Origin of the sequence: Acinetobacter sp. V104_13 (assembly GCF_031798995.1) — a bacterium.
GTDB lineage: Bacteria > Pseudomonadota > Gammaproteobacteria > Pseudomonadales > Moraxellaceae > Acinetobacter > Acinetobacter pittii.
In genome coordinates this window covers 1-20,740 of record NZ_JAVQNP010000014.1, presented here as the reverse complement: position 1 = coordinate 20,740, position 20,740 = coordinate 1, and the positions used below count along the sequence as shown (strand labels likewise).

Genomic DNA, 20,740 nt, shown 5'->3' with positions numbered 1-20,740 from the left:
TAAGAGATTAAAGAAAATATAAAAAGTGGAGTAGGAACAGTTCCATTTCTCCCTCTCATAAAAGGACAATAAGATGACAAAACAGATCTGGTTAGATGAATATAAGCAATGGAATATAGAAAGTACGATTACATTGCCGGATGAACAAACTTCACTTCTCGATTTTTGGGACAACAGTTTTAATAAGTTCCAGCAAAGAAAGGCTTTTATATTTGCAGATCAATCTTTTTCTTATGCTGAAATTGATTTATATAGTCGACAAGTAGCAACATTCTTGCAAAGTTTAGGGCTAGAAAAAGGTACACGTGTTGCCGTGATGATGCCCAATATTATTCAGTACCCAATTATTTCACTTGCCGTCATTCGTGCAGGTTACATTCTGGTCAATATTAACCCTCTCTATACAGCACGTGAGTTAAAGCATCAATTAAATGATGCAGGCGCAAAAGTCTTATTTATATTAGAGCAGTTTTTACCTGTTTATGATGCTGTCAAAGAGCAAGTGGCGGTTGAACAAATTATTACCACCACCATGACTGAAATGTTGGTCGAGCAACCTACTGAATTAGACACCTTAGATTCTAAAAAACACGCTTTTAAGCAAATCTTATTGAAGACAAATGCCCAAGACTATATACGTCCTAAGCTTGTTCTTGAGAATACTGTGCTTTTGCAATATACGGGCGGAACAACAGGTGTATCGAAGGGCGCAGAATTAACTCATAAAAATATTGTCGCTAACTTATTACAAAATAACGTGGTTTTTAAAAGCTACTTTGGTGACCGAGATGCTTATGAAGATGAAATAGCGATCTGTGCCTTACCGCTTTATCATATTTTTGGTTTTACTGTCTGTTTATTGCACAGTGCAATGAATAAAGGTTATGCCACTGTTTTAGTTCCAAATCCGCGTGATTTAGATGCTCTTGTACATTGTTTTGAAAAATATCGTCCTACGGTTTTTCCTGCTGTAAATACTTTATTTAATGCGCTGCTTCATCATGAAGGCTTTAATAAATTGGACCACAGCCGTTTAGAAATTACCACGGGCGGCGGTATGGCAATTTTGAAATCCACTGCCGATGGATGGGAAAAACTGACAGGACGTATTATCCGTGAAGGGTATGGCTTATCAGAAACGTCGCCTGTTGCGACCTTTAATCCGCCAATCTCTAATACTTTTAGTGGCACAATCGGTATTCCTGTACCGAGCACGGATATTGCTATTTTGGATGATGAAGGTCAGCAATTAGCACCCGGTGAAACTGGAGAAATTGCAATTCGTGGCCCGCAGGTCATGAAAGGTTATTGGAATTTACCTGAAGAAACGAAAGCGGTCATGACTGCTGATGGTTTCTTTAGAACGGGTGATATTGGCTTTATGAATGAGAAAGGCTATACCAAAATTATTGACCGTAAAAAAGACATAATTTTAGTTTCAGGCTTTAATGTTTTTCCAAACGAAATTGAAGAAGTTTTAGCCCAACATCCCAAAATTTTAGAAGTCGCCGTGGTTGGCATTGCAGATGAAAAATCGGGTGAAGTGCCTAAAGCCTTTATTGTCAAAAAGGATGACTCTTTATCGGTTGAAGAAATCCAAATCTATGCAAAAGAAAACCTGACTGGCTACAAACAACCACGCTATATTCAATTTATTAATGAATTACCCAAGTCGAATGTGGGTAAAATTTTAAGAAAAGAACTAAAGGTTTAATAAAAACTTTTAATTAAAAACATAAGCGTATGGGACTAGAAGCTCCATAAATAAATGAAAAAGGAATGAGATTATGGGTTCAGGATTAATTACCGTATTTTTACCAATTGCACTCGCAATTATTATGGCTGGTTTGGGCCTAGAGTTGACCATAAATGACTTTAAACGCGTGCGACAACACCCAAAAGCCGTGTTTATCGCATTATTTTGCCAACTGGTTATTTTAGTCGGTATTGCATTTATTATTTGTAAGGTTCTTGCTTTACCACCAATGCTTGCTGTTGGATTAATGCTCCTTTCTGCATCACCGGGCGGGCCAACAGCTAACTTATTTAGTTATCTCTATAAAGGAGATATCGCTTTAAATATTACTTTAACGGCTATAAATTCGGTCATTGCTGCCTTTACACTTCCATTAATTGTGAATTTTGCAATACAACACTTTATGGAAAATGGACAAAATGTAGGTTTGCAATTCTCTAAAATCATACAAGTTTTTCTTATTATTTTAGTGCCCGTTGGGATCGGGATGTTAGTCCGTCATTTTGCGCCGCATACGGCTGAAAAGCTCAATAAACCTGTGCGTATCTTTGCTATCGTTTTTCTCGTATCGATCATCATATTAGCAGTTGCACGAGATTACCAAAATCTGATGACGTATATTGGGCAAATTGGATTGGCAACTTTGCTGTTCTGCGTATGTAGTTTAATGGTTGGCTATTTTGTTCCAAGATTATTGGGTGTAAATAGCTTTCAGGCAAAAGCTTGCGCGTTTGAAATTGGAATTCATAACAGTACCTTAGCCATGACCATTGCTTTTACAATAATGGCAAGCAGTATGGCCGCTATGCCAGCAGCAGTTTATTCATTATTTATGTACATTGTTGCTGCAATCTTTGGCACATTGTTAAATCGTCTAGAAAAGAAAGAGATCACACAAATATCAACTAAAACATATTCAAAGAATCTTCAGTAATATCTGGTAGATAAAGGTATTTAATTACCACCAAACGTTTATAGTTTGAATTAAAAGAGGAGGCTAATACCTCCTTTTTTAGTCTCAAAATTTAAAATATTTATGGCCGAGCAAGCGCAGTCACAATAAAAAAAAGCGTTAGAGTGCTGTTATAAAAGCAAATTGTTAAGCTAATATTTAAGGTTTTCCTTAATTATGTAATTAAATGAAAAACAATAATTTAATTAAATAATTTCTAGCCAATTTCACATTGACAGCTCAAATATTGAAGATTACCATTTGCGGGCTGGCCTACATTGCCAGCCGGTTTTGACGGACCGCTATTTCAACCACATCAGGATTATTTCTTCTGAGGAGTAGTCTTGTGTGCACACCTCGTTCCCTCCCGTAGCGGTAGGACGGGAGTGGGACACTTTCGAGTGTGCTGGAGTTGAAACCAGTCCGTCAACCCGCTTCCGTTCTGCCACCATAATTTATAATGCTTTGGCAGAACTCCCAAAAGAAGGAGTTGGCTATGCACATTCATAAATTATTGGCAGTCACTGTCAAAATCTATCTCGACACAACTTAAAATTTTAAAGCAGTTTGATGAGCTATAGGCTTTTCAGGCTTTAAATCATTACGTCTAAAACTTAGTAACAATAAAACTTGAGATGTGCCACGCACAGTCTTTACGGCTTTGCTGTGCCTTTTTTTCTCCCAGAAAAGGCACAGGCTTTTTTATCTCTTTTAGCAACAACAAGAATTTATAACGGTAAAACGATGCCAACTTTAGAAAGATCTTCCAAAAAATTACAGGTTCTTCATACAGCAATTGAGCTGTTCAATCTCTATGGATTTCACAATGCGGGTGTGGACTTAATCGTCAAAAAATCCAAAATTCCTAAAGCCACTTTTTATAACTACTTTCACTCAAAACAGCGACTTATTGAAATGTGCGTATCCTTTCAAAAAAGTAAACTCAAAGAAGAAGTGCTGGCAATTATCTACTCAAGCCGTTACCGAACCTCAAGCGATAAACTCAAAGAGATTATTGTTTTACATGTCAATTTTAATAGCCTGTACTATCTATTACTCAAAGCCATTTTTGAAACTAAACAGATTTACCCGCAAGCCTACTGTATAGCGCTTGAATATAGAAAATGGCTGCTTAAAGAGCTTTTTGATCTGGTTTTTAGTTTGGAAACTCACGCATTAAAACCAAGTGCCGACATGGTTTTAAATTTGATTGATGGCTTGATGTTCCAGATTTTAAGCTCAAAGAGTTTGAAGGAAAGGGATGTGGTGGTGGAGAGGTTTTTGGGGGGAACTGCATAACTTACTAGATTAAAAAACTTCAAATCCTAGTGTAGATAGCTGCTAAGTATAAAAAAATCTGTTAGATATAGTTACAGAACTAAGCTAATCATTTACAATTTATCAATTACTTGATTTATTAAATATAAGGTATTCATGCTTAATAGTTTTAGTCTTGATAAATACAAAGGTTTTGGTGACAAACAAGAAATTGAACTTAAACCAATAACATTATTGTATGGTGAAAATAATTCAGGGAAAAGCTCTATTTCTAGATTTTTGCCTTCTTTAAAGGAAAATTATAAGTACAATGATACTAATTTCTATCCTATTGGAATGTTGGGAAAGGCAAATAAAAATTTTATATATGGAACTTCAAGGAGAAGTAGTTTTGAACTTAATTATAAAGATATCAATATAAAATATCATTTTAATATTATTAATGATGAAGTTCTTATTACACAAATTTATATAGCTGACAATGATAATAAACAAGAAATTTTTAACCTTGATTTAGATAGTTTTATCTATCGTAATGATAATGATGAAAACGAATATATATTAAAGAATATGGTTCCTTTTCCAATAAAAACTGAGTTATGTAAAAAATTAAATGAAAAACTTGAAAAAATCAAAAATGGTGTTTTTTGGATATCCCCTTTACGTTATGTTCCTAAGCCAATAGAAGTATTTAATATAACAAAGATCCCAAAAAAAAGTGATGGATGCGATTCTATTCAAGTACTAGCCAATAGTAAAAAAGGTGATCAAAAAGTATTTAAAAGAGTTGATAAATGGATTGAAAAAATTTTTAAACAAAAATTAGATTTAAGTTTTTCAGCTGTTGGAGATTACGAGGTATTTACCACTAATATTTCTCCAATAAATTTTGAAATGATAAAAGTACCAATTGCTGAGAGTGGAATGGGAATTTCTCAAATACTTCCTATATTAATTATTTGTGCTCAAGTAATTGAAGGTGAAATAAAAAATGAAAATTATTTAATATTTGAAAATCCAGAATTACATTTACATGATGCTCTACATCAAGATCTTGCTGAAATTTTTGTAGAGGTAATCGGTCAGGTAGATATAACTAGAATTCTAATAGAAACACATTCTGAGGTATTACTGCAAGCAGTACAGCTGGAAGTTATTAAAGGTAAAATAAAATCTGAATCTATTTCTATTAACTGGATAAAAAAAGTTGAAGAGAAAAATATAGTTGAAAAAGTTATTGTTAATAATGAGGGGCAGCTTGATGAGAATTGGCCAGTGACAGCTTTTCAAACAAGTAATAACCTCGCAAAAAAACATGTCTTAGAATTATTATCAAGAGATGAACAATGAAATTTTTATTGACTAAAGAATTATTATCTTGTGCAGAAAAACATGGAGATATATATACTTTTATTACTTTGGCTGCAAAAAAACAATTTCAAATAATAGTAATTGAAGATGAGGAAAAGTTTGAATATTTTCAGAGAAATTTTAATCAGACAGTTTTAAAAGCTATTTTAGAGAAAATAAAGAAAGATTTAAAGTTATTTGTAACAAGAAAAAGTAAGTTTTTTAAAATTAGTATCTCTAAAGATGATCATAGTATTACTATTGATGAGGCTATAAAGTTAATTAGTCAACCATTTTTGGTTTGTATGGAAAATAATCGGAATGATAAAAACTTTTTAAATTTTTTTAGTAATAAAGAACAAAAATCTTTATTGCATGAGTTAGAGACCAATTTAGAACTATCATACTGGAGTGGAGGAGGTACTGGCGAGCTCAAAAAGAAATTAGAAAGTGATGAATTCTGTAACTTTAATAGTTATGTTTTTTTTGATTCTGATAGGTTACCTTTTGATGCAAAAACTATACAACACGCCTCTCAAGAGATTCAAAAAATTTGTTTAGATAAGAATATAAAATATTCTCTTTTACAGCGTAGGTTTATAGAGAGTTATATCCCTATGAAATCTTTGAGTGGATATGTATATCAAAATAGAAAAAATAAGAAAAAATATGGAAAACTTTTTCAAGAGTTTAGTAGTTTAAATTGTAATGATACACGTCATTTTTATAATATGAAAATCGGAATTAATGGCGATGTCGGAAGAGTCGGGGATAAGCAAAAACTAATAAAAACTTATTTTTATAATATTCCTTCTTCAAAAATTAAATTTTTTGAAAATGGCTTTGGAGATAAATTATCTTCGGTTTATGAAAAAGAAGTTTCTATATCGGAAAAAATGAAAGATATAGAGGGTTGGAATGAAATTAATGGTATTGTTAAAAATATATTAATGGTGATTTAAAATGGCGGCTATTTATACTGATCCTCAAATTCTTTTTATTGAACAAATTGTAGACCTGATGAAAGATGGCTTATTATTATGTCCAAAGTTTCAGAGAAATTTTGTTTGGGAACCTGAAAGACAGATAGAATTATTAAATAGTATTAGGAATGGTATTCCTATAGGCTCAATTATGGTATGGGAAACTAAAATTCCTGTTAAATGCTATAATGAAATTGGATCAATTAAACTTCCTATTGTGAGTGATCAAGTCTATAAAAAATATATACTTGATGGCTTACAAAGATTAACAACTTTATTTATTTGTTTAAATAGAAGTGATACTGATAATGAGTTTAATAAATTCTATTATGACTTAAAAAAGAAGAAATTTTTTTATAATTTAGATGTCCAATCAAAGCATGATTTTATGATGCCTATGAACATACTTTTAGATAGTGTGAGTTTATTAAAGTTTCAAAGAACTTTAATGCTTAAAGAAAATTTAAATAATTTTGAAGATATTATTGATGAAATAGATCAAATTTCTGCTGCATTTCGTCAATATAAAGTCCCTGTAATTCCAATTTCAACTGATGATATTAAATTAGTAACAAATACTTTTCAGAAAATAAATAGTAAAGGTGTTTTAGTTAATGCTCAAGAAATGATTCATGCATTAACTTGGAATGGAAATGATTACGATTTTAATGATGAAATTGAATCTCATAGAAATAATTTACTGTTTTTACAATGGGGGGATATTACAGAGGATATTCTATTAAAAACAATAAAGGTTAATTTAAATTTAAATATTTATAAAACAGATCCAACAGTAGTTAGCTCTAGAATAAATGCTAATATTAAAATAATACAAGATTCGGTGAATTATTTAAAGCAAGCTATTTTGTTTTTTAAAGAGGAAATTTTAGTTCCATCTATTAATTTTTTACCTTATTCTTTTCAATTAATTATTTTAGCAAATACATTTTATAATTCTAAGGTTAATTATGAAGATTTAAATATTGAGCAAAAAAATATTATAACTAATTGGTTTTGGTTTACGAGTTATACTGAAGTTTTTTCTGGAGCTAGTGATAATGAGGTGAAAAAAGTTATTGATAGTTTTAATAAAAGTTTCAAAAATAATGAAAAATACAAGCATTTTAAGAAAATTGCTAGTTATGATTTTGATAAAAATTTTAGTTATAATTTTAGATCTGTTAAAACTAAAAGATCAATCCTATATTTCCTTAAATTGTTTTCTGAAAAGAAAAGTTTTGAAGAAACAAAACGAATTGTTTCTATACTTCAAAAAAATGGGAGTGCATCTTTTTCAAATATTATAGAAAGTATTGAGCTGGATGAAATGAATAATAAATTTTATCCAACTATTGCAAATAAATATATTTATGCTCTTGATAGTTCAGTAGCTGATGATAGTTATAGCAATAAATATTTAGATCTTTTTTTGGATCAAGGAAAAATAAATACTAGCTTAGATATCAATGAGAAGATGAATTTTTTAGAGCAAAGATTTAGTCAAATTTTTTATATAGAGGAAAATTTCTATCAAAGTATACTAGACATTCAAAATTAATATAGATATATAATTGATATTAATTGCTTCTAATAAAAAAGAGACCAGTTAACGGTCTCTTTTTTTATTAGAATGAAGATAAATAGATTAATTGTTAACTAAAAAGGGTAAAATTTTAATCCCTTATTTATAAGCAAGGATGATCAAAGATTTCCTTATTCTCTTTTTTCAAAGTTTCTTGCCATTTTTGTTGATTTTCTTTGAGCCATTTATTTAAATCAGGCTCTTGCTCAATACTATGCTTTACAGCTTTTACATAAGTTGGGTTATTAACAAACTTACTCATTAAACATAAAGCATTTAAAGCAACAGGTCTTACAGACTTTTCAATTTTGGACTCTGCACTTGCTTGGTCATCATATCTTTTTAATAAACCAAGTTTAAATAAAGCATCATCATACAGTTGTTTCGTTAAAGCTGTAGGTGCTTGTTTTGGGGCTAAAGCATAAGTACCGGCATCAAGATTGAATACAGTAGGCAAAAAGGTAGCTTGAATATCTAGTTCTTCTTGTGGGGTTGGCTTAGCACTACAAGCAGTAGTAAAAATAGGTAAAAGGCAAATTAATAAATATTTCTTCATTCTAGAAGATTCCTTCGATTTCATCAGGATATAATCCTTGAGCAGCTAAGGTTTTTAACATAGTAGGATTGTAGTCTTGGTTAAAGTTTTGTCGATACATCTTTCTATTAATTTGTGTAGCATAACCATTTTTCCGTGAAATCATATGTGCCCCAGTCATGATATCGTCAATGCGTAAATCATCGATGGCACCTTTTAGGCCGACTAAATCCTCAATAGCAAATGAAGTACCGAATCTAGTTGTAAAAGCATTACTTTGGAAAACTGCCATTAAAACAGCTGCATCTTTTTCATAATGTTTTCTTAAATAATTTTGAAACTTTACATACATTCCAGTATGAAAGCCCGTAGAAATTAAAACGTCTTCGTTTAATTTGGCAATGTCATATTCCATGCCAAATCGTACTGCCAATAAAAACTCTAATTTATTCCTTCTTTCTACATATTCCCATTGTTGTAAAGACATCATGAAGGTGTAAGGCATCGCAATTGGTCGATCAAACTGTAAATAACAGAACGGCTTAGGAACATTACAGCTTTCAACTTTAGAAGGATAGCCATCCCAAGCTTTGCTATTAGGGGGAATATTCTTAGTAATTGGCTGATTACCCATAATTCTTACTCCAAAGGTGGCATTGGTTCTGAAAGATCTAAGGTTTCGATTTTGACTTGTTCAGGTTTTACGCCAGTCACAGTAAGTTCCGTTTTTCCTGCTTTATTAGTTTTACCTTCTATCTGTTCACCATTCGGAAGAGTAAGAATATATGGAAAATCGGTTAATGGTTTACCTGTATTCGGATCTTTAAATTTGAAAATGACACTATTTTCTTTTTCTGTATTTTGAACCAAGCTATCGTTTGTTGTAGAGCTCCCAGATCCGCTTGAACTGCCTTGATCACGAACTAATAAATTCTGACTTGGTAAGAAGGTTGCACCACAGCTAGTTTTATCACCAGCGACAATTATTGCACGACCATTAATCACAACAAGCGGGCTACTTGAGAGAGCAGTGACAGTAACTTTACATTTAGGGCAAAAATGAGTCATGCCCTCGACATGGGCGGCCTTACCATCAATTAGATATGTACTATCTCCAGTACTAACTATGCCACCGTGATCAGTGGTATTGCCGATAACAATTGCTGGTTTCATTAATAACTCCTAAAATAAATAATTATTTTTTATAACCTTTTCTTTGTAATCTTAATTGTGGATTATTACTTTTAAGTTTAGTAAAAGTTTTGGCTTGCCAAGGTTGTAGGAGAAAACTTGTTAACCATCCAGTTCCAAGAACTACAACAACAATCAAGAAATAATACCATAGAGCAATAGGTTCATTATTTTGGAATTCTTTTGATAAGAATAGAGCTTTTAAGAATATAAAAGCTAAGTAACAATAAATGAATAGCCATATGCAAAGTGGAATATATACTACCCAGAAATTTACCCATTTTTTTAGAATATATCTGTCTCCAGATTTTTCTAAATATTTGTCAAGTCTCAGAGAATATAGTCTTTTGGCTCGCTTAGGATCTTTGCGAGTAAATAAATATTTTAGTGTAAAAATATCGATTAAATTACTCTTAAAGTAGCTATTCAAAAGTGCTAATTCTTTAAGAGAGTTGGCATATAAAGCGTAGGGTTTATTCTTGGCTTGGTCTGCTTTTAATGGTTCAAAGTCTATTAGCTCATTTAATGCTTTAATATCGTCTTCGGTTGTATTTGGACTAGTAAAAATTTTAGAAAAAAAGATAGAGAAGAGTTTTAAAATTCCAATTTTCTCTAGGATAGTAATAAGCATTGATACAATTAAAATAAATGCGATAATAATTATACAAGTTTTCTTAATTTCTTCAGGTAAACCCAGCCTATCTAATAATTCTACAAAACTATTTAATTGATTTGCCATATCTAAAAATTATTAATATTTGAAATATCTTTATTTTGACAAAGAATATAATGAACAGCAATCATAAAATGTGATTTAAATCACATTTTAATTGTTTTTTGCGATAATTTTAACTTACTATGAAAAATGAAAAATATTTAAAGAATTTAATTTTATCTTAAAATTCAATGATGATCATTAATTATTCTTAGTATAAATACATAGTGTTAAAGGAAAAAAACTCACCAAGATATGGGTCTTTTTTATTACACATTGCTTAAAAAATATACAGAAAACTCTCTTAAACGAGTTGGAACGCTACAAACGCGAATGATACTTTAAGTTTCACTCTTCCCAATAAGTGAGGTGAGCAATGAAATTGTTAGCTTTGATTAGTATGGGAGTTGCAGCGAGTTATTGGTATAAAACTATAAAAGATAGCAAGCCAACTCTACTAAAACCAAATTTTGATGAAATAGTAAAAAACTTTGTATTAGCAGAATTTAAAGCCTAATGCATTTAATAATCTCAATTAAATAAAAAGCTCATCGGAAGATGGGCTTTTTTATTGTAGTGGTGTTTATTGAGTTTGGAGCAAATTGGTATTTATAATTGCTCCAAATTTTTAAATACAAATGGCAAATGACAACTACAGTAAGACTTAATCACACATCATCTTCTGGAACTAAAGGAGATGGACGTGATCAGAAAGAAAAATTTATAGATTATTGTGAATATAAGTATTTTCTACCTGATAGTCAGAAATGGGGTGTTTCAGTGAAAACTGAATTAACTCAAGCAGAAATAATAGAAAAGCAAAAATGCAATGACGCTATCAATAATCCTTTCACATCAGAATACTATCTTTTGCTTTGTCTCATAATTATTACGATTATATTTTTCACTTTTTGGAATATGAAAGGTTATCTTTCTATAAAAAGAAGAGAGCAAGAGACAGGAATTAAAGCGAATATATCATTTGAAATGAAAATCATATGTTTAGTTTCATTCTTTCTTACTCTCATTGTCGCGGGAGTATTGTACGCTCTCTATTTTCTATATCTTAATTATAAGTATCAGTACTGAAGTATCTAAGTTAGTCGAATATGTTTCGCTATAGAAATCCCACTAAATATTGATTATTAGTGGGATTTTTATTTTGAATCATTTTCAAAATGTAGTTTTTCATTTTTATTCTATAAACCATTATTAAAAGAAAAAATTAATTCTGCCAATACGGCCGCTCACCATAAATTTCAGCAAAATAATCGATCACCACTCGAATATTTAAAGGCGGATGGCGGACGTTGGGATAAAGGGCTGCGATATGCTGGGGTTGTGATTTAATCGCGACTTCATATTCAGGTAAAAGCTTGATTAAGTGTCCTTGTTTTAAAGCTTCACCAATCAACCAGTCAGGAAATAAAACAATCCCCATACCATGTAGTGCAGCTGTCATTAAGCTCTCGGCATTATTCGATGAAAGTAAAGGAGTAAGGGGGTAATGTATCCATTCTTCATTGGGCTTTCTCACTAACCAGCGGTTAGGACCTTCAAAACCTTTATAGACTAGGCATTTGTGTTGATTAAGTTCTGTTGGCTGATCAAGCGTACCGTATTTGGCAACATACTGAGGAGATGCTGCTAAATGATATTTTTGTGTAGCAAAAATACGTGCATGAAATGATGAATCAGTTAGCGTTCCAATCCGAAATATTAAATCTGTGCTTTCGCGTAATGGATCTATAAATTCGTCGGTTTGAATTAGTTCTATTAAAAGTCTTGGATAACGTTCTGATAAACCCGCCAACCACGGCGCAATATGCCGTTGACCAAAAAACACAGGGGCATTAATTCGGACGAGTCCCGATGGTTCTATAGTTTTATCTTGTAAAGCCTTTTGAGCTTCATCAAATTGTTCGGTAATTCTTTTTGCATATTCAAAAAATAATTTGCCCGATTCGGTCGGGGTGATTGCTCGCGTATTTCGGTAGAAAAGTTGCTGCCCCAACGCATCTTCAAGTTGTTGAATGGTTCGAGAAATCATGGAGGCAGACACATCTTCTTTACGCGCTACATTTGAGAAGTTTTGAGCATTGTAAACACTAATAAAGAAGCGAAGCGTGCGGATATCAATCGAATTTGTTAAATCCATTTGTGCAATTTCTGCAAAAGTGATTCATGAATTATGCTGTTTTTCTGATGAATTGGCTACCTTAGTATTCGTTGCCTAGATACAGATGAGGCAATGTAGATGCAAATTCTATTACTACTCCTAACCATTTTAGGGGGAATGGGGCTATCGGTCGAAGCTGGGCTTCTAGGGCCGTTAGGAAAGGAAGTGGGTGAGTTATGGGCCACCTTTAGTATTTTTGGTGTGGGTGCAGCACTTACCTTTTTACTCATGCTGTTTTTTAGTCCACGTAATAGTCCTTCATTTTTTACACTTCCATCTTGGCAATTACTGGGTGGCGTTTTGGGTCCTGCTTACGTCATTATTTTGACCATTACCACTCCAATTATTGGTATTGCCATGACCATGATTGGCATTTTAGCGGGTCAGGTGTCTAAAAGTCTGATTATCGACCACTATGGTTTGTTGGGGACTTCGCGTCGAAAGGTTGACCGTAAACGAATATTGGCACTCATCTTTATTGTTGCTGCACTTGTACTTGTCGCAAAAGCATAGGAGACCCGCATGACAATTTTAATGATTATTCTCGCCGTCCTTGGTGGTGCTTTACTGAGTGTGCAAGCCGCAATTAATGGTCAACTTGGAGCAAAAGTTGGTGTATTCCGTAGTGCTTTTTTGACTTTCTCAGTCGGTGCTCTAATTACTGCACTCCTTATTTTTTACTTTGAACCAAAACAAACCTTAACCTTGTTAGATGTTCCCAAATGGCAGTTGTTAGGTGCCATGTGTGGAGTGCCTTATATTGTTATTATGGTACTGGCCGTGCAAAGAATTGGAGCTGCGGTTGCTACGGTAGCTGTAATTTTTGGGCAACTTTTGATGAGTATTTTGATTGATAACTTTGGCTGGTTTGGTAATGAAATGCTCCATTTTTCACCGTATCGATTAGGTGCATTAATTTGCTTAGGGATTGCTTTATATTTTATCTATTCAAGTAGTAAAGACAAAAAGATAGAAGCGTAATACAAGCTTAAGATTGAAATTAATATAGGTCTCATTGTTGGTCGTAAAGCCTACTAATAATGAGGCTATACTTCATATTTTAAGTACTTTGATAAATGAATGAAGTTGCTGTCGAGAGATAGAATGAAAATATAAGAAATATGGTAAAGTTAAAAACCTAATTCAATACATTAAAATTGATATCAAGATATTGTAGGAAAAACATGGTTAAAATTAAACCTCACCCAGCAACAAGCGGAAATGCATCGGCTGATCGCCTTTTAACTTTGTTAACTGCTTTTAGAATAGGTGATAAATCTTTAACCCTAGCAGAACTCGCAGAACGAACAGAATTAAATAAAGCAACCATCATGCGCTTAATCGTTTCGCTAGAAGATTTTGGTTTTGTTAACCGTCTTTCGGATGGCAGATATACGCTTGCCAGCGAAGTTATGCGTTTAAATACAATTTATCAAGATGCTTTAGATCTAGAAAGACATGTGGTGCCGTGTTTACAGCAACTTGTTGATGAAACTGGTGAAACTGCTTCATTTTACGTTAAACATGGAGCATATCGTCTTTGCCAATATAGAGTGAACTCTACCCATCGACTGCGTGTTCATATTCAGCCGGGCGAAGTTCGACCAATGGATGGAGCAGCAGGCGCTCAAGCATTGCGATCAACACACGAACAGGTTTTAGCAAGAACTGAACCTTTTTATTCAACAGGTGTAACGGAGCCACATGCTGCTTCAATGGCATTGCCAGTATTTGACGCTCAAAGTGATGTAGTTGGAGCATTAGTCGTTTCGGGGCCATCAAGTCGTTTTACTGCGGAAATTGCAAAATCTGTGGGGGATTTTTTCTTCAAAATTGCAGATGATTTAACGAAAAGTTTGGGTGGTAAGAGTATTCGTAATTAATTCTAATATCGTAGATACAAAAAAAGGGGCTCATGATTTAGCCCCTTTTTTATGTATGTTGTTTATGAAGTACTTTGTGGTTGGTTAAACAAAACGGCTTTCTTTCTAGACATAACGAAAACCATAATAGCCGACACGAGATTTAAAGCAGCAAGTGGAAGTAAGGCAATAGCGTGGCTTCCTGTTGCATCATGAATTGCGCCATAGATATTCACCATCAACCCGCCACCAATCAAATTAGCACATGCACCAATGGCTGCTAGACCTGCCGCCGTTGTACTCGGTGACATCCATGATGATGCTAAAGCCCAGAAAGGACCTTTCATAGAATAAGCACCAATTAATACGACACTGAGTAAAAAGATTGTGCCAATAAGTGAAGACGTGAACAAAGCAATTAATAAACCAAATGAGATCATCAATAGTGTGATTGCTGTATGCCAACGACGTTCATTTTTACGATCAGAACTACGACCCCAAAAAATCATTGCAATAGAAGCTAGACCATAAGGAATCGCATTCACTAAACCGATTTCTAAATTACTCAAACCAAATGATTTAATTAATTGTGGCGCCCAAACACTCATTGTACTGCCAGCAGCAGAAGCACCAGAATAAATAATGATCATAAACCAAATATATTTATTCTTTAAAAGTTGCCATAGTGAAATATGGCCAATTGGGGTTTTTTGTTGACGTTCAAACTGTAATCTTTCAACTAACCAAGCTTTTTGTTCGCTATTAAGCCATTTTGCTTGTTCTGGTCGATCTGTGAGTGCAAATAGGCAGGCAATACCTAATAAAATGGCAGGGATACCTTCTAAAATAAATAGCCAATGCCACCCACGCATGCCCATCCAGCCATCTAGCGATAATAAAAGTCCCGATAGTGGTGAACCGATAAAGTTTGCACCCGGAATCGCCACCATAAATATTGCGACCATTCTGGCTCTATAGTTTGCAGGTAACCAATAGGTTAAATATAAAATGACACCCGGGAAAAACCCTGCTTCGGCAGCACCGAGTAAGAATCGCATAATATATAACGATGTAGAGCTTTCAACGAAAGCTGTTGCGGCTGTAATCACTCCCCACGTCACCATAATTCGGGCAATCCATACTTTTGCTCCAAATTTTTGCATGGCGAGGTTGCTGGGTACTTCAAATAGAAAATATGCAAAGAAAAATAAGCTACTGGCAAAACCAAAAGCAGTAGCTGTTAATCCAAGGTCTTCATTCATTTGTAATGAAGCCATACCAATATTTCCACGATCAATAATAGCGATGACATAACAAAGTGTTAAAAAAGGCAGTAATCGCCACGCCACCTTGCGCATCGTTTCGCGTTCAATCGCACTTACTTGAGAATATTCTGTAGACATAAAAAAATCCTTTTTTATATTCAGTATTTTAATTGTTCTCGCATCTAAAAGCTTAGAAACAATTGAGTTCCATGATTAGCTATTGAGTAACTTCCAGTTAGCGATAGCTCGTGGGTTTAGTAATTGGCCATCCCAAATACTCACAATCTGTTCAAGTGCTAAAAGACCGACGCGATTACGCGAATCTGTTGTGTTTGCTCCTATGTGGGGAGTCACAACCAAGTTAGGTAATTCCCATAGTGGATTATCTTTTTCTGGTGGTTCTGAAGAAAAGGTATCTAAACCTGCACCAGCAATTTTATTATTTTTTAGTGCATCAACTAATGCAGCCTGATCAATTAATTCACCACGTGCTGTATTGATTAAGATGCTTGAGCGTTTCATCTTTTCAAATTGGGCATGTGAAAATAAGTGTCTATTCTCTGCTGTAAGTGGGCAATGTAGGCTAATAATGTCACTGGTTTCTAAAAGTTTTTCAAAGTCGTGTTCCTGTTCTACATAATCGAGCTCTGGCAAATTTTGTAAAAACGGATCATATACTTTTACTTTCATGTTTAAGGGAGCCACTAACTTCATGAGTATGCTACCGATTGCTCCTAAACCAATTAAGCCCAGTGTTTTACCATATAACTCCACGCCATTTGCACTTGCTTTGTCCCAATGACCTTCTCGAATACGTTGGTCTAACCATGTGACTTGTCGAGCAACATTAAACATGAGTGCAAAAGCGTGTTCGGCAACAGATTGTGCATTCGCGCCTACTGCAATAGTGACAGGAATTTTTCGTTCAGCAGCAGCTTGAGTGTCGATTGTGTCAAACCCAACACCATGTTTTGCAATCACTTTTAAATTATCAGAAGCAAAAATCATATCTCTAGAAAGTTTGCCTGTTCGAACAATGATTGCATCAGGTTGTTCATCATGGATGAGTTTTTCCATTTCATCTTTTGCCATGTAGGGTTCAGTTGGAATCAACTGAATATCATGGGACTGAGCATACAGTAACGCATCTGAAGTTAATGTTGGCCCCGTGATAAGAACTTTACGTTTCATTTTGACTTACACTCCATTTAAGTATTTTGAGCAAAATACGTCCTTAATAATCCACATTATTAAAACGTCATTTCAAAAAAATAGTCAATAGTAAAAACTAAATTTAAAAATTGAGTAAAATTTAGTTTAAATTTAATTAAAAATGAAATGACATTTCAAAAAAATGCTGTCATATTAATTTGCACAAGAAAACTGATCTAAGGGAAAAGTTATGGCAATTGGTTTTAGAGTGCTAAAAAACGACAGAAAAGTTGAGCAAAAATGGATTGAGCAATATCGAGATCTACCAGTCGCTAATGTCAGTGACTCAATGAATCGAATGACTTCAGGTGGGGCTCAATTAAGACCAATGCATAAAAAGGGATATCTTTGTGGGCCTGCCATTACAGTTAAGGCTCGTCCGGGTGACAACTTGATGTTGCACTATGCTATTGATATCGCCCAACCAGGAGATGTTATTGTGGTTGATGCTGGTGGCGATCTAACCAATGCATTAATTGGAGAGATGATGGTTGCGTATGCCATTAAGAAAGGTATAGCTGGCATCGTTATTAATGGTGCGATACGTGATTCAGTTGTAATTGGAGAGGGAGATTTTCCACTTTTTGCGGCAGGAGTATCACATCGAGGACCTTATAAAGACGGACCGGGGGAAATTAATGTCCCTATCGCAATCAATGGAATGGTAATTGAACCGGGAGACTTGATTTTAGGTGATGAAGATGGGCTTTTAAGCGTGCCTTATGCAGAAGTTGAAGAAGTTTATCTGAAAGCAAGCGCCAAACATGCCGCTGAACAAAAGCAATTAGAGCAAATCGCCGTAGGTGAAAATGACCGTAGCTGGGTGATTAAGAGCTTAAAACAAAAAGGATGTGAATTACCGGAATAAGGTTATTCAAAACCATTCAAACACAAAGGGAACTAGCGAAGTCAATGATTGAGCTTCGTTAGCCTATCTAAAGTTAATTCAATAATCATTATTTTACTGATTGAAAAATAGGAAATTTCAATTCGGTCTATGTGATTTCGTCTAAAGGAAAAGGACATGAAATATAAAGGGATAATTTCTTTATCATTATTAATGAGTATGACTTTGCAGCAAGCCAAAGCTGAAAGCGAAGATAACTCAGCGCTAAATGAAAAAATAATTAAATTACAACAGCAAATAGATTATCTCATGGAGAGGCAGAATTTAAATCAAAATAGCGGATTGAATAAAGCACCTGAATTGAGTCAAAACAAAACATCAAACACTGACAAGCCTGTTTCGGATGAACAGACTAAAATTAAATTTTATGGAAATATACGTGTTGATACTGCATATGATTTTGAAGGTTCAACGCGTTCAATTGCGAATAAGACAGGATCAATACCATTAGACAATTCAAACTCAACAAGCAAATCATTAAATGTTTCTGCCGCGACTTCACGTGTAGGGGTGGATATCGTTAAGCCCACCTCGAAAGGAGACTTGGTTGGAAAGCTAGAAGCCGATTTCATGGGAAGTGGTGGAGATAACGGTAATGGTTCGGTTCGGGTTAGACACGCTTATATTTCACTAGGAAATTGGTTAATTGGTCAGACGACTTCACCTTTTGTGAATAGTGATACTGCTCCAAGTTTGGTTGATTTTACAGGTGCGATGGGCACAGGAACTCAGCGTAATGTACAGGTCCGTTATCAGCACATCGTTGATGCCAAACAAAAATTATTAGTCGCTTTGGAAGGCGGTGATGTTGAAAATAAAAATGTAGAAGGTGGAAGCCGTTTTCCTGCATTAACCATGCGATATGAATTTAAGAATCCAGATTTCTTGGTTCAATTGCATGGTATGGTTCATGAAAATCGAGCAGTTTCTGACACGAATGAAGAGCAAACTAAACTTGCTTGGGGAGCTGGATTAGGCACAAAGTATAAGCTTTCTGAAAATGACTCACTTGTATTCAATTACTATCACATAGCGGGTGATAACCGTTACATGCTGTATTCAAAAGATAATGATGCGTTCTACTTTGATCAAAATCGAATGTATTTAAGTGAATTTGATTCTATTGAGTTAGGGTATCTGCGCAAATGGAATGAAAATTTACGCTCTTCTTTGTCTGCTGGTAGTCTTATCTATAAAGATTCAAATTTTTCAGAAAATAACCCTGATCAAAATAAAAGGCTAATCAATGCAAGCGTCAATTTATTTTGGACGCCTGTTGAGAAAGTCGATCTTGGTGTTGAATACACCTATGGGAAGAGAGAAACATTTTCAGATTTAGAAGGGAAATTATCTCGAATCAACTTATTAGGTCGATACAATTTTTAATGTAATCACAGCCACTTTAATATCAGAAGTGGCTTTCTTTTATTCGAGAAGGACTAATATTATGGAACAAATTAATTATGCGAATGCAAGATCACAATTTTCGAAGGTCATGGAAAGAGTGCTGTTAGGTTACGCCGTAAAAATTACACGAAAAGAGAAAGATGCTGTGGTTCTAATCAGTGAAAAAGCATACCTTGAATATAAAAATGCAATGTTTGAGTTCAATAAATTAAAAAACAAAGATTTTTAACCCTTAACGATCCGCTTCTCAAGCATCTCTATAAAGGTTTTTAAAATAATATTATGATTTTTGCCTTTCTTCTATCATCATTTACTTTTGTTTTAAGCCATGAAAGCTAGTGTAGCTTTAGAAATTATTAAAATTAAAATCAAATTATTGTGCTAATTAAATATAGTCTTGGTGAGGTAAATTATATCGATTAATAAAATTATTATTATGAATTTTTATGGATTTTATTATTTTTTGTGGTAAATTTTTTGCGTTATAAATAGGTTTTTACAAAAATGCAAAACATACTTACTTTTATTAAAAATGGTCAAAAAATTACTTTAGATGCTTCTTTAGTTCAAAGTGTAAAAGATACTGGAAATGGTTTTGAAATTACTCTTAAAAGTGGTGAGGTAATTCAAGCTGAATCATATAGTATTAGTCCAAATAAACAGTTCATAGAGCAAGTTTCTAGTCAGCAAGTAGAAAATAATTCTGAGGCTGAGGAGAAAGTTGAAAAGGACGAAGTTTTAAAAGAAAAGAGTTTATTGGATTCACAAGCAATGTTATGGGGTGGTGCTGCGATAGCCCTTGGTGGTATTGCGGTAGCAGCATCAAGTGGTGGTGGTAGTGATAGCTCAGCACCTTCAGATCGGACTCCTCCAGCAAGTTTAACTAAAATATTGTCGAAAGATGGTAAAACGATAACTGGTTTAACAGAAGCTGGTGCAACTGTTACAGTTGAAAATATAGCTGGCCAAGTGATCGGTTCTGCTAAAGCTGGAGCAGATGGGACATTCTTAATTAATTTGGATAAAGCGTATATTAATGGTGAAACACTAAAAGTTTCTGCTCAAGATGCTGCTGGTAATAGTACAGTTAAACAAGAGCTTATCGCTTCTGATATTACGGCTCCTACTTTAGCATATGCTATTTCTTCTAATGGTAAAACTATTACAGGTTTGACAGAGGCTAATTCAACTGTCACCGTGAAAGATTTATCTGGAAAAATCATTGGTACTGCAAAGTCTGATAATGATGGAAAATATACAGTCATACTAGATAAAGCTTATTTAAATGGTGAAAATCTTACTATTTCTGCCGAAGATTTAGCTGGTAATAAATCAACAATTCAAACAATTTTGGCTGACGATAAAACTGCCCCATCAAGTTTAACTGCAATTATAGATGCTGCTGGTAAAGTGGTTACAGGTACGACTGAAGCGAATGCTGTTGTGATAGTTAAGAATACTGCAGGAACTGTAATCGGTACAGCTACCGCAGACGCTACAGGAAAATATTCAGTTACCCTAGATAAAGCTTACTTAAATGGTGAAAGTCTAAGTGCTACAGCAGCA

At 33.9% G+C, this 20,740-nt stretch carries 23 protein-coding genes and 1 pseudogene; 16 read left to right on the top strand and 8 right to left on the bottom strand.

Features of this window, described 5'->3' with window-relative positions; translation table 11 throughout:
- The first annotated feature begins 73 nt into the window (after positions 1-73).
- The 7 genes from RMB06_RS03560 (at position 74) to RMB06_RS03530 (ending at position 7,877) form a co-directional block, all read left to right on the top strand.
- A complete protein-coding gene (locus RMB06_RS03560) occupies positions 74-1,714 on the top strand; it encodes an AMP-binding protein (protein ID WP_311078373.1) in 1,641 nt (546 codons plus the stop codon).
- A gap of 73 nt (positions 1,715-1,787) precedes the next feature.
- A complete protein-coding gene (locus RMB06_RS03555) occupies positions 1,788-2,690 on the top strand; it encodes a bile acid:sodium symporter family protein (RefSeq protein ID WP_311078371.1) in 903 nt (300 codons plus the stop codon).
- A gap of 366 nt (positions 2,691-3,056) precedes the next feature.
- A complete protein-coding gene (locus tag RMB06_RS03550) occupies positions 3,057-3,218 on the top strand; it encodes a hypothetical protein (RefSeq protein ID WP_153227538.1) in 162 nt (53 codons plus the stop codon).
- 234 nt (positions 3,219-3,452) lie between these two features.
- Complete coding sequence (locus RMB06_RS03545; protein ID WP_311078370.1) at positions 3,453-4,007, top strand: TetR/AcrR family transcriptional regulator; 555 nt, start codon at positions 3,453-3,455, stop codon at positions 4,005-4,007.
- A 135-nt stretch (positions 4,008-4,142) separates the two neighbouring features.
- The gene (locus RMB06_RS03540) at positions 4,143-5,336 is read left to right on the top strand and encodes an AAA family ATPase (protein WP_202732357.1); all 1,194 of its coding nucleotides are present in this window, start codon (positions 4,143-4,145) and stop codon (positions 5,334-5,336) included.
- Entirely contained in the window at positions 5,333-6,298 is a 966-nt protein-coding gene (locus RMB06_RS03535; RefSeq protein ID WP_202732358.1) for a hypothetical protein, read from the top strand. Before RMB06_RS03540 ends, RMB06_RS03535 begins: the two co-directional genes overlap by 4 nt.
- 1 nt (position 6,299) lies before the next feature.
- On the top strand, positions 6,300-7,877 hold the full coding sequence (locus RMB06_RS03530; protein WP_202732359.1) for a DUF262 domain-containing protein: 1,578 nt from the start codon (positions 6,300-6,302) through the stop codon (positions 7,875-7,877).
- A gap of 127 nt (positions 7,878-8,004) precedes the next feature.
- Here the strand turns inward: RMB06_RS03530 and RMB06_RS03525 are convergent, their stop codons facing one another.
- From RMB06_RS03525 to RMB06_RS03510, 4 genes are read right to left on the bottom strand one after another with little or no spacing between them, the layout of a single operon-like run.
- Positions 8,005-8,457, bottom strand: coding sequence for a hypothetical protein (locus RMB06_RS03525; RefSeq protein WP_311078369.1), 453 nt, complete (start codon positions 8,455-8,457; stop codon positions 8,005-8,007).
- A 1-nt stretch (position 8,458) separates the two neighbouring features.
- The gene (locus tag RMB06_RS03520; protein WP_014206866.1) at positions 8,459-9,070 is read right to left on the bottom strand and encodes a hypothetical protein; all 612 of its coding nucleotides are present in this window, start codon (positions 9,068-9,070) and stop codon (positions 8,459-8,461) included.
- 5 nt (positions 9,071-9,075) lie between these two features.
- A complete protein-coding gene (locus RMB06_RS03515) occupies positions 9,076-9,609 on the bottom strand; it encodes a PAAR domain-containing protein (RefSeq protein WP_014206865.1) in 534 nt (177 codons plus the stop codon).
- Between the two features lie 22 nt (positions 9,610-9,631).
- A complete protein-coding gene (locus RMB06_RS03510) occupies positions 9,632-10,366 on the bottom strand; it encodes a hypothetical protein (protein ID WP_086398767.1) in 735 nt (244 codons plus the stop codon).
- 352 nt (positions 10,367-10,718) lie between these two features.
- Between RMB06_RS03510 and RMB06_RS03505 the strand changes: the two genes are divergently transcribed.
- Together RMB06_RS03505 and RMB06_RS03500 are read left to right on the top strand one after the other, a co-directional pair.
- Complete coding sequence (locus RMB06_RS03505) at positions 10,719-10,859, top strand: hypothetical protein (RefSeq protein ID WP_000770264.1); 141 nt, start codon at positions 10,719-10,721, stop codon at positions 10,857-10,859.
- Between the two features lie 128 nt (positions 10,860-10,987).
- Positions 10,988-11,431, top strand: a complete 444-nt coding sequence (locus RMB06_RS03500) for a hypothetical protein (protein ID WP_032063363.1) — start codon at positions 10,988-10,990, stop codon at positions 11,429-11,431.
- A gap of 136 nt (positions 11,432-11,567) precedes the next feature.
- Here RMB06_RS03500 and RMB06_RS03495 read toward each other — a convergent pair whose 3' ends face one another.
- Entirely contained in the window at positions 11,568-12,500 is a 933-nt protein-coding gene (locus tag RMB06_RS03495; RefSeq protein WP_311078364.1) for a LysR substrate-binding domain-containing protein, read from the bottom strand.
- A 99-nt stretch (positions 12,501-12,599) separates the two neighbouring features.
- Between RMB06_RS03495 and RMB06_RS03490 the strand changes: the two genes are divergently transcribed.
- From RMB06_RS03490 to RMB06_RS03480, 3 genes are all read left to right on the top strand, one after another.
- Positions 12,600-13,034, top strand: coding sequence for a DMT family transporter (locus tag RMB06_RS03490; protein ID WP_311078363.1), 435 nt, complete (start codon positions 12,600-12,602; stop codon positions 13,032-13,034).
- A gap of 9 nt (positions 13,035-13,043) precedes the next feature.
- On the top strand, positions 13,044-13,502 hold the full coding sequence (locus RMB06_RS03485) for a DMT family transporter (RefSeq protein ID WP_311078361.1): 459 nt from the start codon (positions 13,044-13,046) through the stop codon (positions 13,500-13,502).
- A 203-nt stretch (positions 13,503-13,705) separates the two neighbouring features.
- The gene (locus tag RMB06_RS03480) at positions 13,706-14,404 is read left to right on the top strand and encodes a helix-turn-helix domain-containing protein (RefSeq protein ID WP_311078360.1); all 699 of its coding nucleotides are present in this window, start codon (positions 13,706-13,708) and stop codon (positions 14,402-14,404) included.
- Between the two features lie 62 nt (positions 14,405-14,466).
- Here the strand turns inward: RMB06_RS03480 and RMB06_RS03475 are convergent, their stop codons facing one another.
- Both RMB06_RS03475 and RMB06_RS03470 read right to left on the bottom strand, forming a co-directional pair.
- Positions 14,467-15,786, bottom strand: coding sequence for an MFS transporter (locus tag RMB06_RS03475; protein ID WP_311078359.1), 1,320 nt, complete (start codon positions 15,784-15,786; stop codon positions 14,467-14,469).
- A gap of 75 nt (positions 15,787-15,861) precedes the next feature.
- Positions 15,862-16,839 (bottom strand): hydroxyacid dehydrogenase, encoded by a 978-nt coding sequence (locus RMB06_RS03470; protein ID WP_005305610.1) that lies wholly within the window; start codon positions 16,837-16,839, stop codon positions 15,862-15,864.
- 211 nt (positions 16,840-17,050) lie between these two features.
- On the opposite strand from RMB06_RS03470, the gene RMB06_RS03465 reads away from it, so the two are divergent.
- From RMB06_RS03465 to RMB06_RS03455, 3 genes are all read left to right on the top strand, one after another.
- The gene (locus RMB06_RS03465) at positions 17,051-17,728 is read left to right on the top strand and encodes an RraA family protein (RefSeq protein WP_311078356.1); all 678 of its coding nucleotides are present in this window, start codon (positions 17,051-17,053) and stop codon (positions 17,726-17,728) included.
- Positions 17,729-17,884: 156 nt separating this feature from the next.
- The gene (locus RMB06_RS03460) at positions 17,885-19,153 is read left to right on the top strand and encodes a DcaP family trimeric outer membrane transporter (protein ID WP_311078354.1); all 1,269 of its coding nucleotides are present in this window, start codon (positions 17,885-17,887) and stop codon (positions 19,151-19,153) included.
- A 61-nt stretch (positions 19,154-19,214) separates the two neighbouring features.
- Positions 19,215-19,403, top strand: coding sequence for a type II toxin-antitoxin system Phd/YefM family antitoxin (locus tag RMB06_RS03455; RefSeq protein WP_199986056.1), 189 nt, complete (start codon positions 19,215-19,217; stop codon positions 19,401-19,403).
- On the opposite strand, the pseudogene RMB06_RS03450 reads toward RMB06_RS03455, so the two are convergent.
- Positions 19,400-19,471, bottom strand: a pseudogene (locus RMB06_RS03450) (hypothetical protein); the annotation flags it as partial. The gene RMB06_RS03455 and the pseudogene RMB06_RS03450 sit on opposite strands and share 4 nt — an antisense overlap.
- A gap of 207 nt (positions 19,472-19,678) precedes the next feature.
- Between RMB06_RS03450 and RMB06_RS03445 the strand changes: the two are divergent.
- Positions 19,679-20,740, top strand: a 1,062-nt coding sequence (locus RMB06_RS03445) for an Ig-like domain-containing protein (RefSeq protein WP_311078351.1), incomplete at its 3' end; no start/stop codon positions are given.

Coding starts and splice junctions, on each gene's coding strand:
- RMB06_RS03560 (WP_311078373.1), top strand. CDS start 74: ATGACAAAACAGATCTGGTTAGATGAATATAAGCAATGGAATATAGAA.
- RMB06_RS03555 (WP_311078371.1), top strand. CDS start 1,788: ATGGGTTCAGGATTAATTACCGTATTTTTACCAATTGCACTCGCAATT.
- RMB06_RS03545 (WP_311078370.1), top strand. CDS start 3,453: ATGCCAACTTTAGAAAGATCTTCCAAAAAATTACAGGTTCTTCATACA.
- RMB06_RS03540 (WP_202732357.1), top strand. CDS start 4,143: ATGCTTAATAGTTTTAGTCTTGATAAATACAAAGGTTTTGGTGACAAA.
- RMB06_RS03535 (WP_202732358.1), top strand. CDS start 5,333: ATGAAATTTTTATTGACTAAAGAATTATTATCTTGTGCAGAAAAACAT.
- RMB06_RS03530 (WP_202732359.1), top strand. CDS start 6,300: ATGGCGGCTATTTATACTGATCCTCAAATTCTTTTTATTGAACAAATT.
- RMB06_RS03525 (WP_311078369.1), bottom strand. CDS start 8,457: ATGAAGAAATATTTATTAATTTGCCTTTTACCTATTTTTACTACTGCT.
- RMB06_RS03520 (WP_014206866.1), bottom strand. CDS start 9,070: ATGGGTAATCAGCCAATTACTAAGAATATTCCCCCTAATAGCAAAGCT.
- RMB06_RS03515 (WP_014206865.1), bottom strand. CDS start 9,609: ATGAAACCAGCAATTGTTATCGGCAATACCACTGATCACGGTGGCATA.
- RMB06_RS03510 (WP_086398767.1), bottom strand. CDS start 10,366: ATGGCAAATCAATTAAATAGTTTTGTAGAATTATTAGATAGGCTGGGT.
- RMB06_RS03505 (WP_000770264.1), top strand. CDS start 10,719: ATGAAATTGTTAGCTTTGATTAGTATGGGAGTTGCAGCGAGTTATTGG.
- RMB06_RS03500 (WP_032063363.1), top strand. CDS start 10,988: ATGACAACTACAGTAAGACTTAATCACACATCATCTTCTGGAACTAAA.
- RMB06_RS03495 (WP_311078364.1), bottom strand. CDS start 12,500: ATGGATTTAACAAATTCGATTGATATCCGCACGCTTCGCTTCTTTATT.
- RMB06_RS03490 (WP_311078363.1), top strand. CDS start 12,600: ATGCAAATTCTATTACTACTCCTAACCATTTTAGGGGGAATGGGGCTA.
- RMB06_RS03485 (WP_311078361.1), top strand. CDS start 13,044: ATGACAATTTTAATGATTATTCTCGCCGTCCTTGGTGGTGCTTTACTG.
- RMB06_RS03480 (WP_311078360.1), top strand. CDS start 13,706: ATGGTTAAAATTAAACCTCACCCAGCAACAAGCGGAAATGCATCGGCT.
- RMB06_RS03475 (WP_311078359.1), bottom strand. CDS start 15,786: ATGTCTACAGAATATTCTCAAGTAAGTGCGATTGAACGCGAAACGATG.
- RMB06_RS03470 (WP_005305610.1), bottom strand. CDS start 16,839: ATGAAACGTAAAGTTCTTATCACGGGGCCAACATTAACTTCAGATGCG.
- RMB06_RS03465 (WP_311078356.1), top strand. CDS start 17,051: ATGGCAATTGGTTTTAGAGTGCTAAAAAACGACAGAAAAGTTGAGCAA.
- RMB06_RS03460 (WP_311078354.1), top strand. CDS start 17,885: ATGAAATATAAAGGGATAATTTCTTTATCATTATTAATGAGTATGACT.
- RMB06_RS03455 (WP_199986056.1), top strand. CDS start 19,215: ATGGAACAAATTAATTATGCGAATGCAAGATCACAATTTTCGAAGGTC.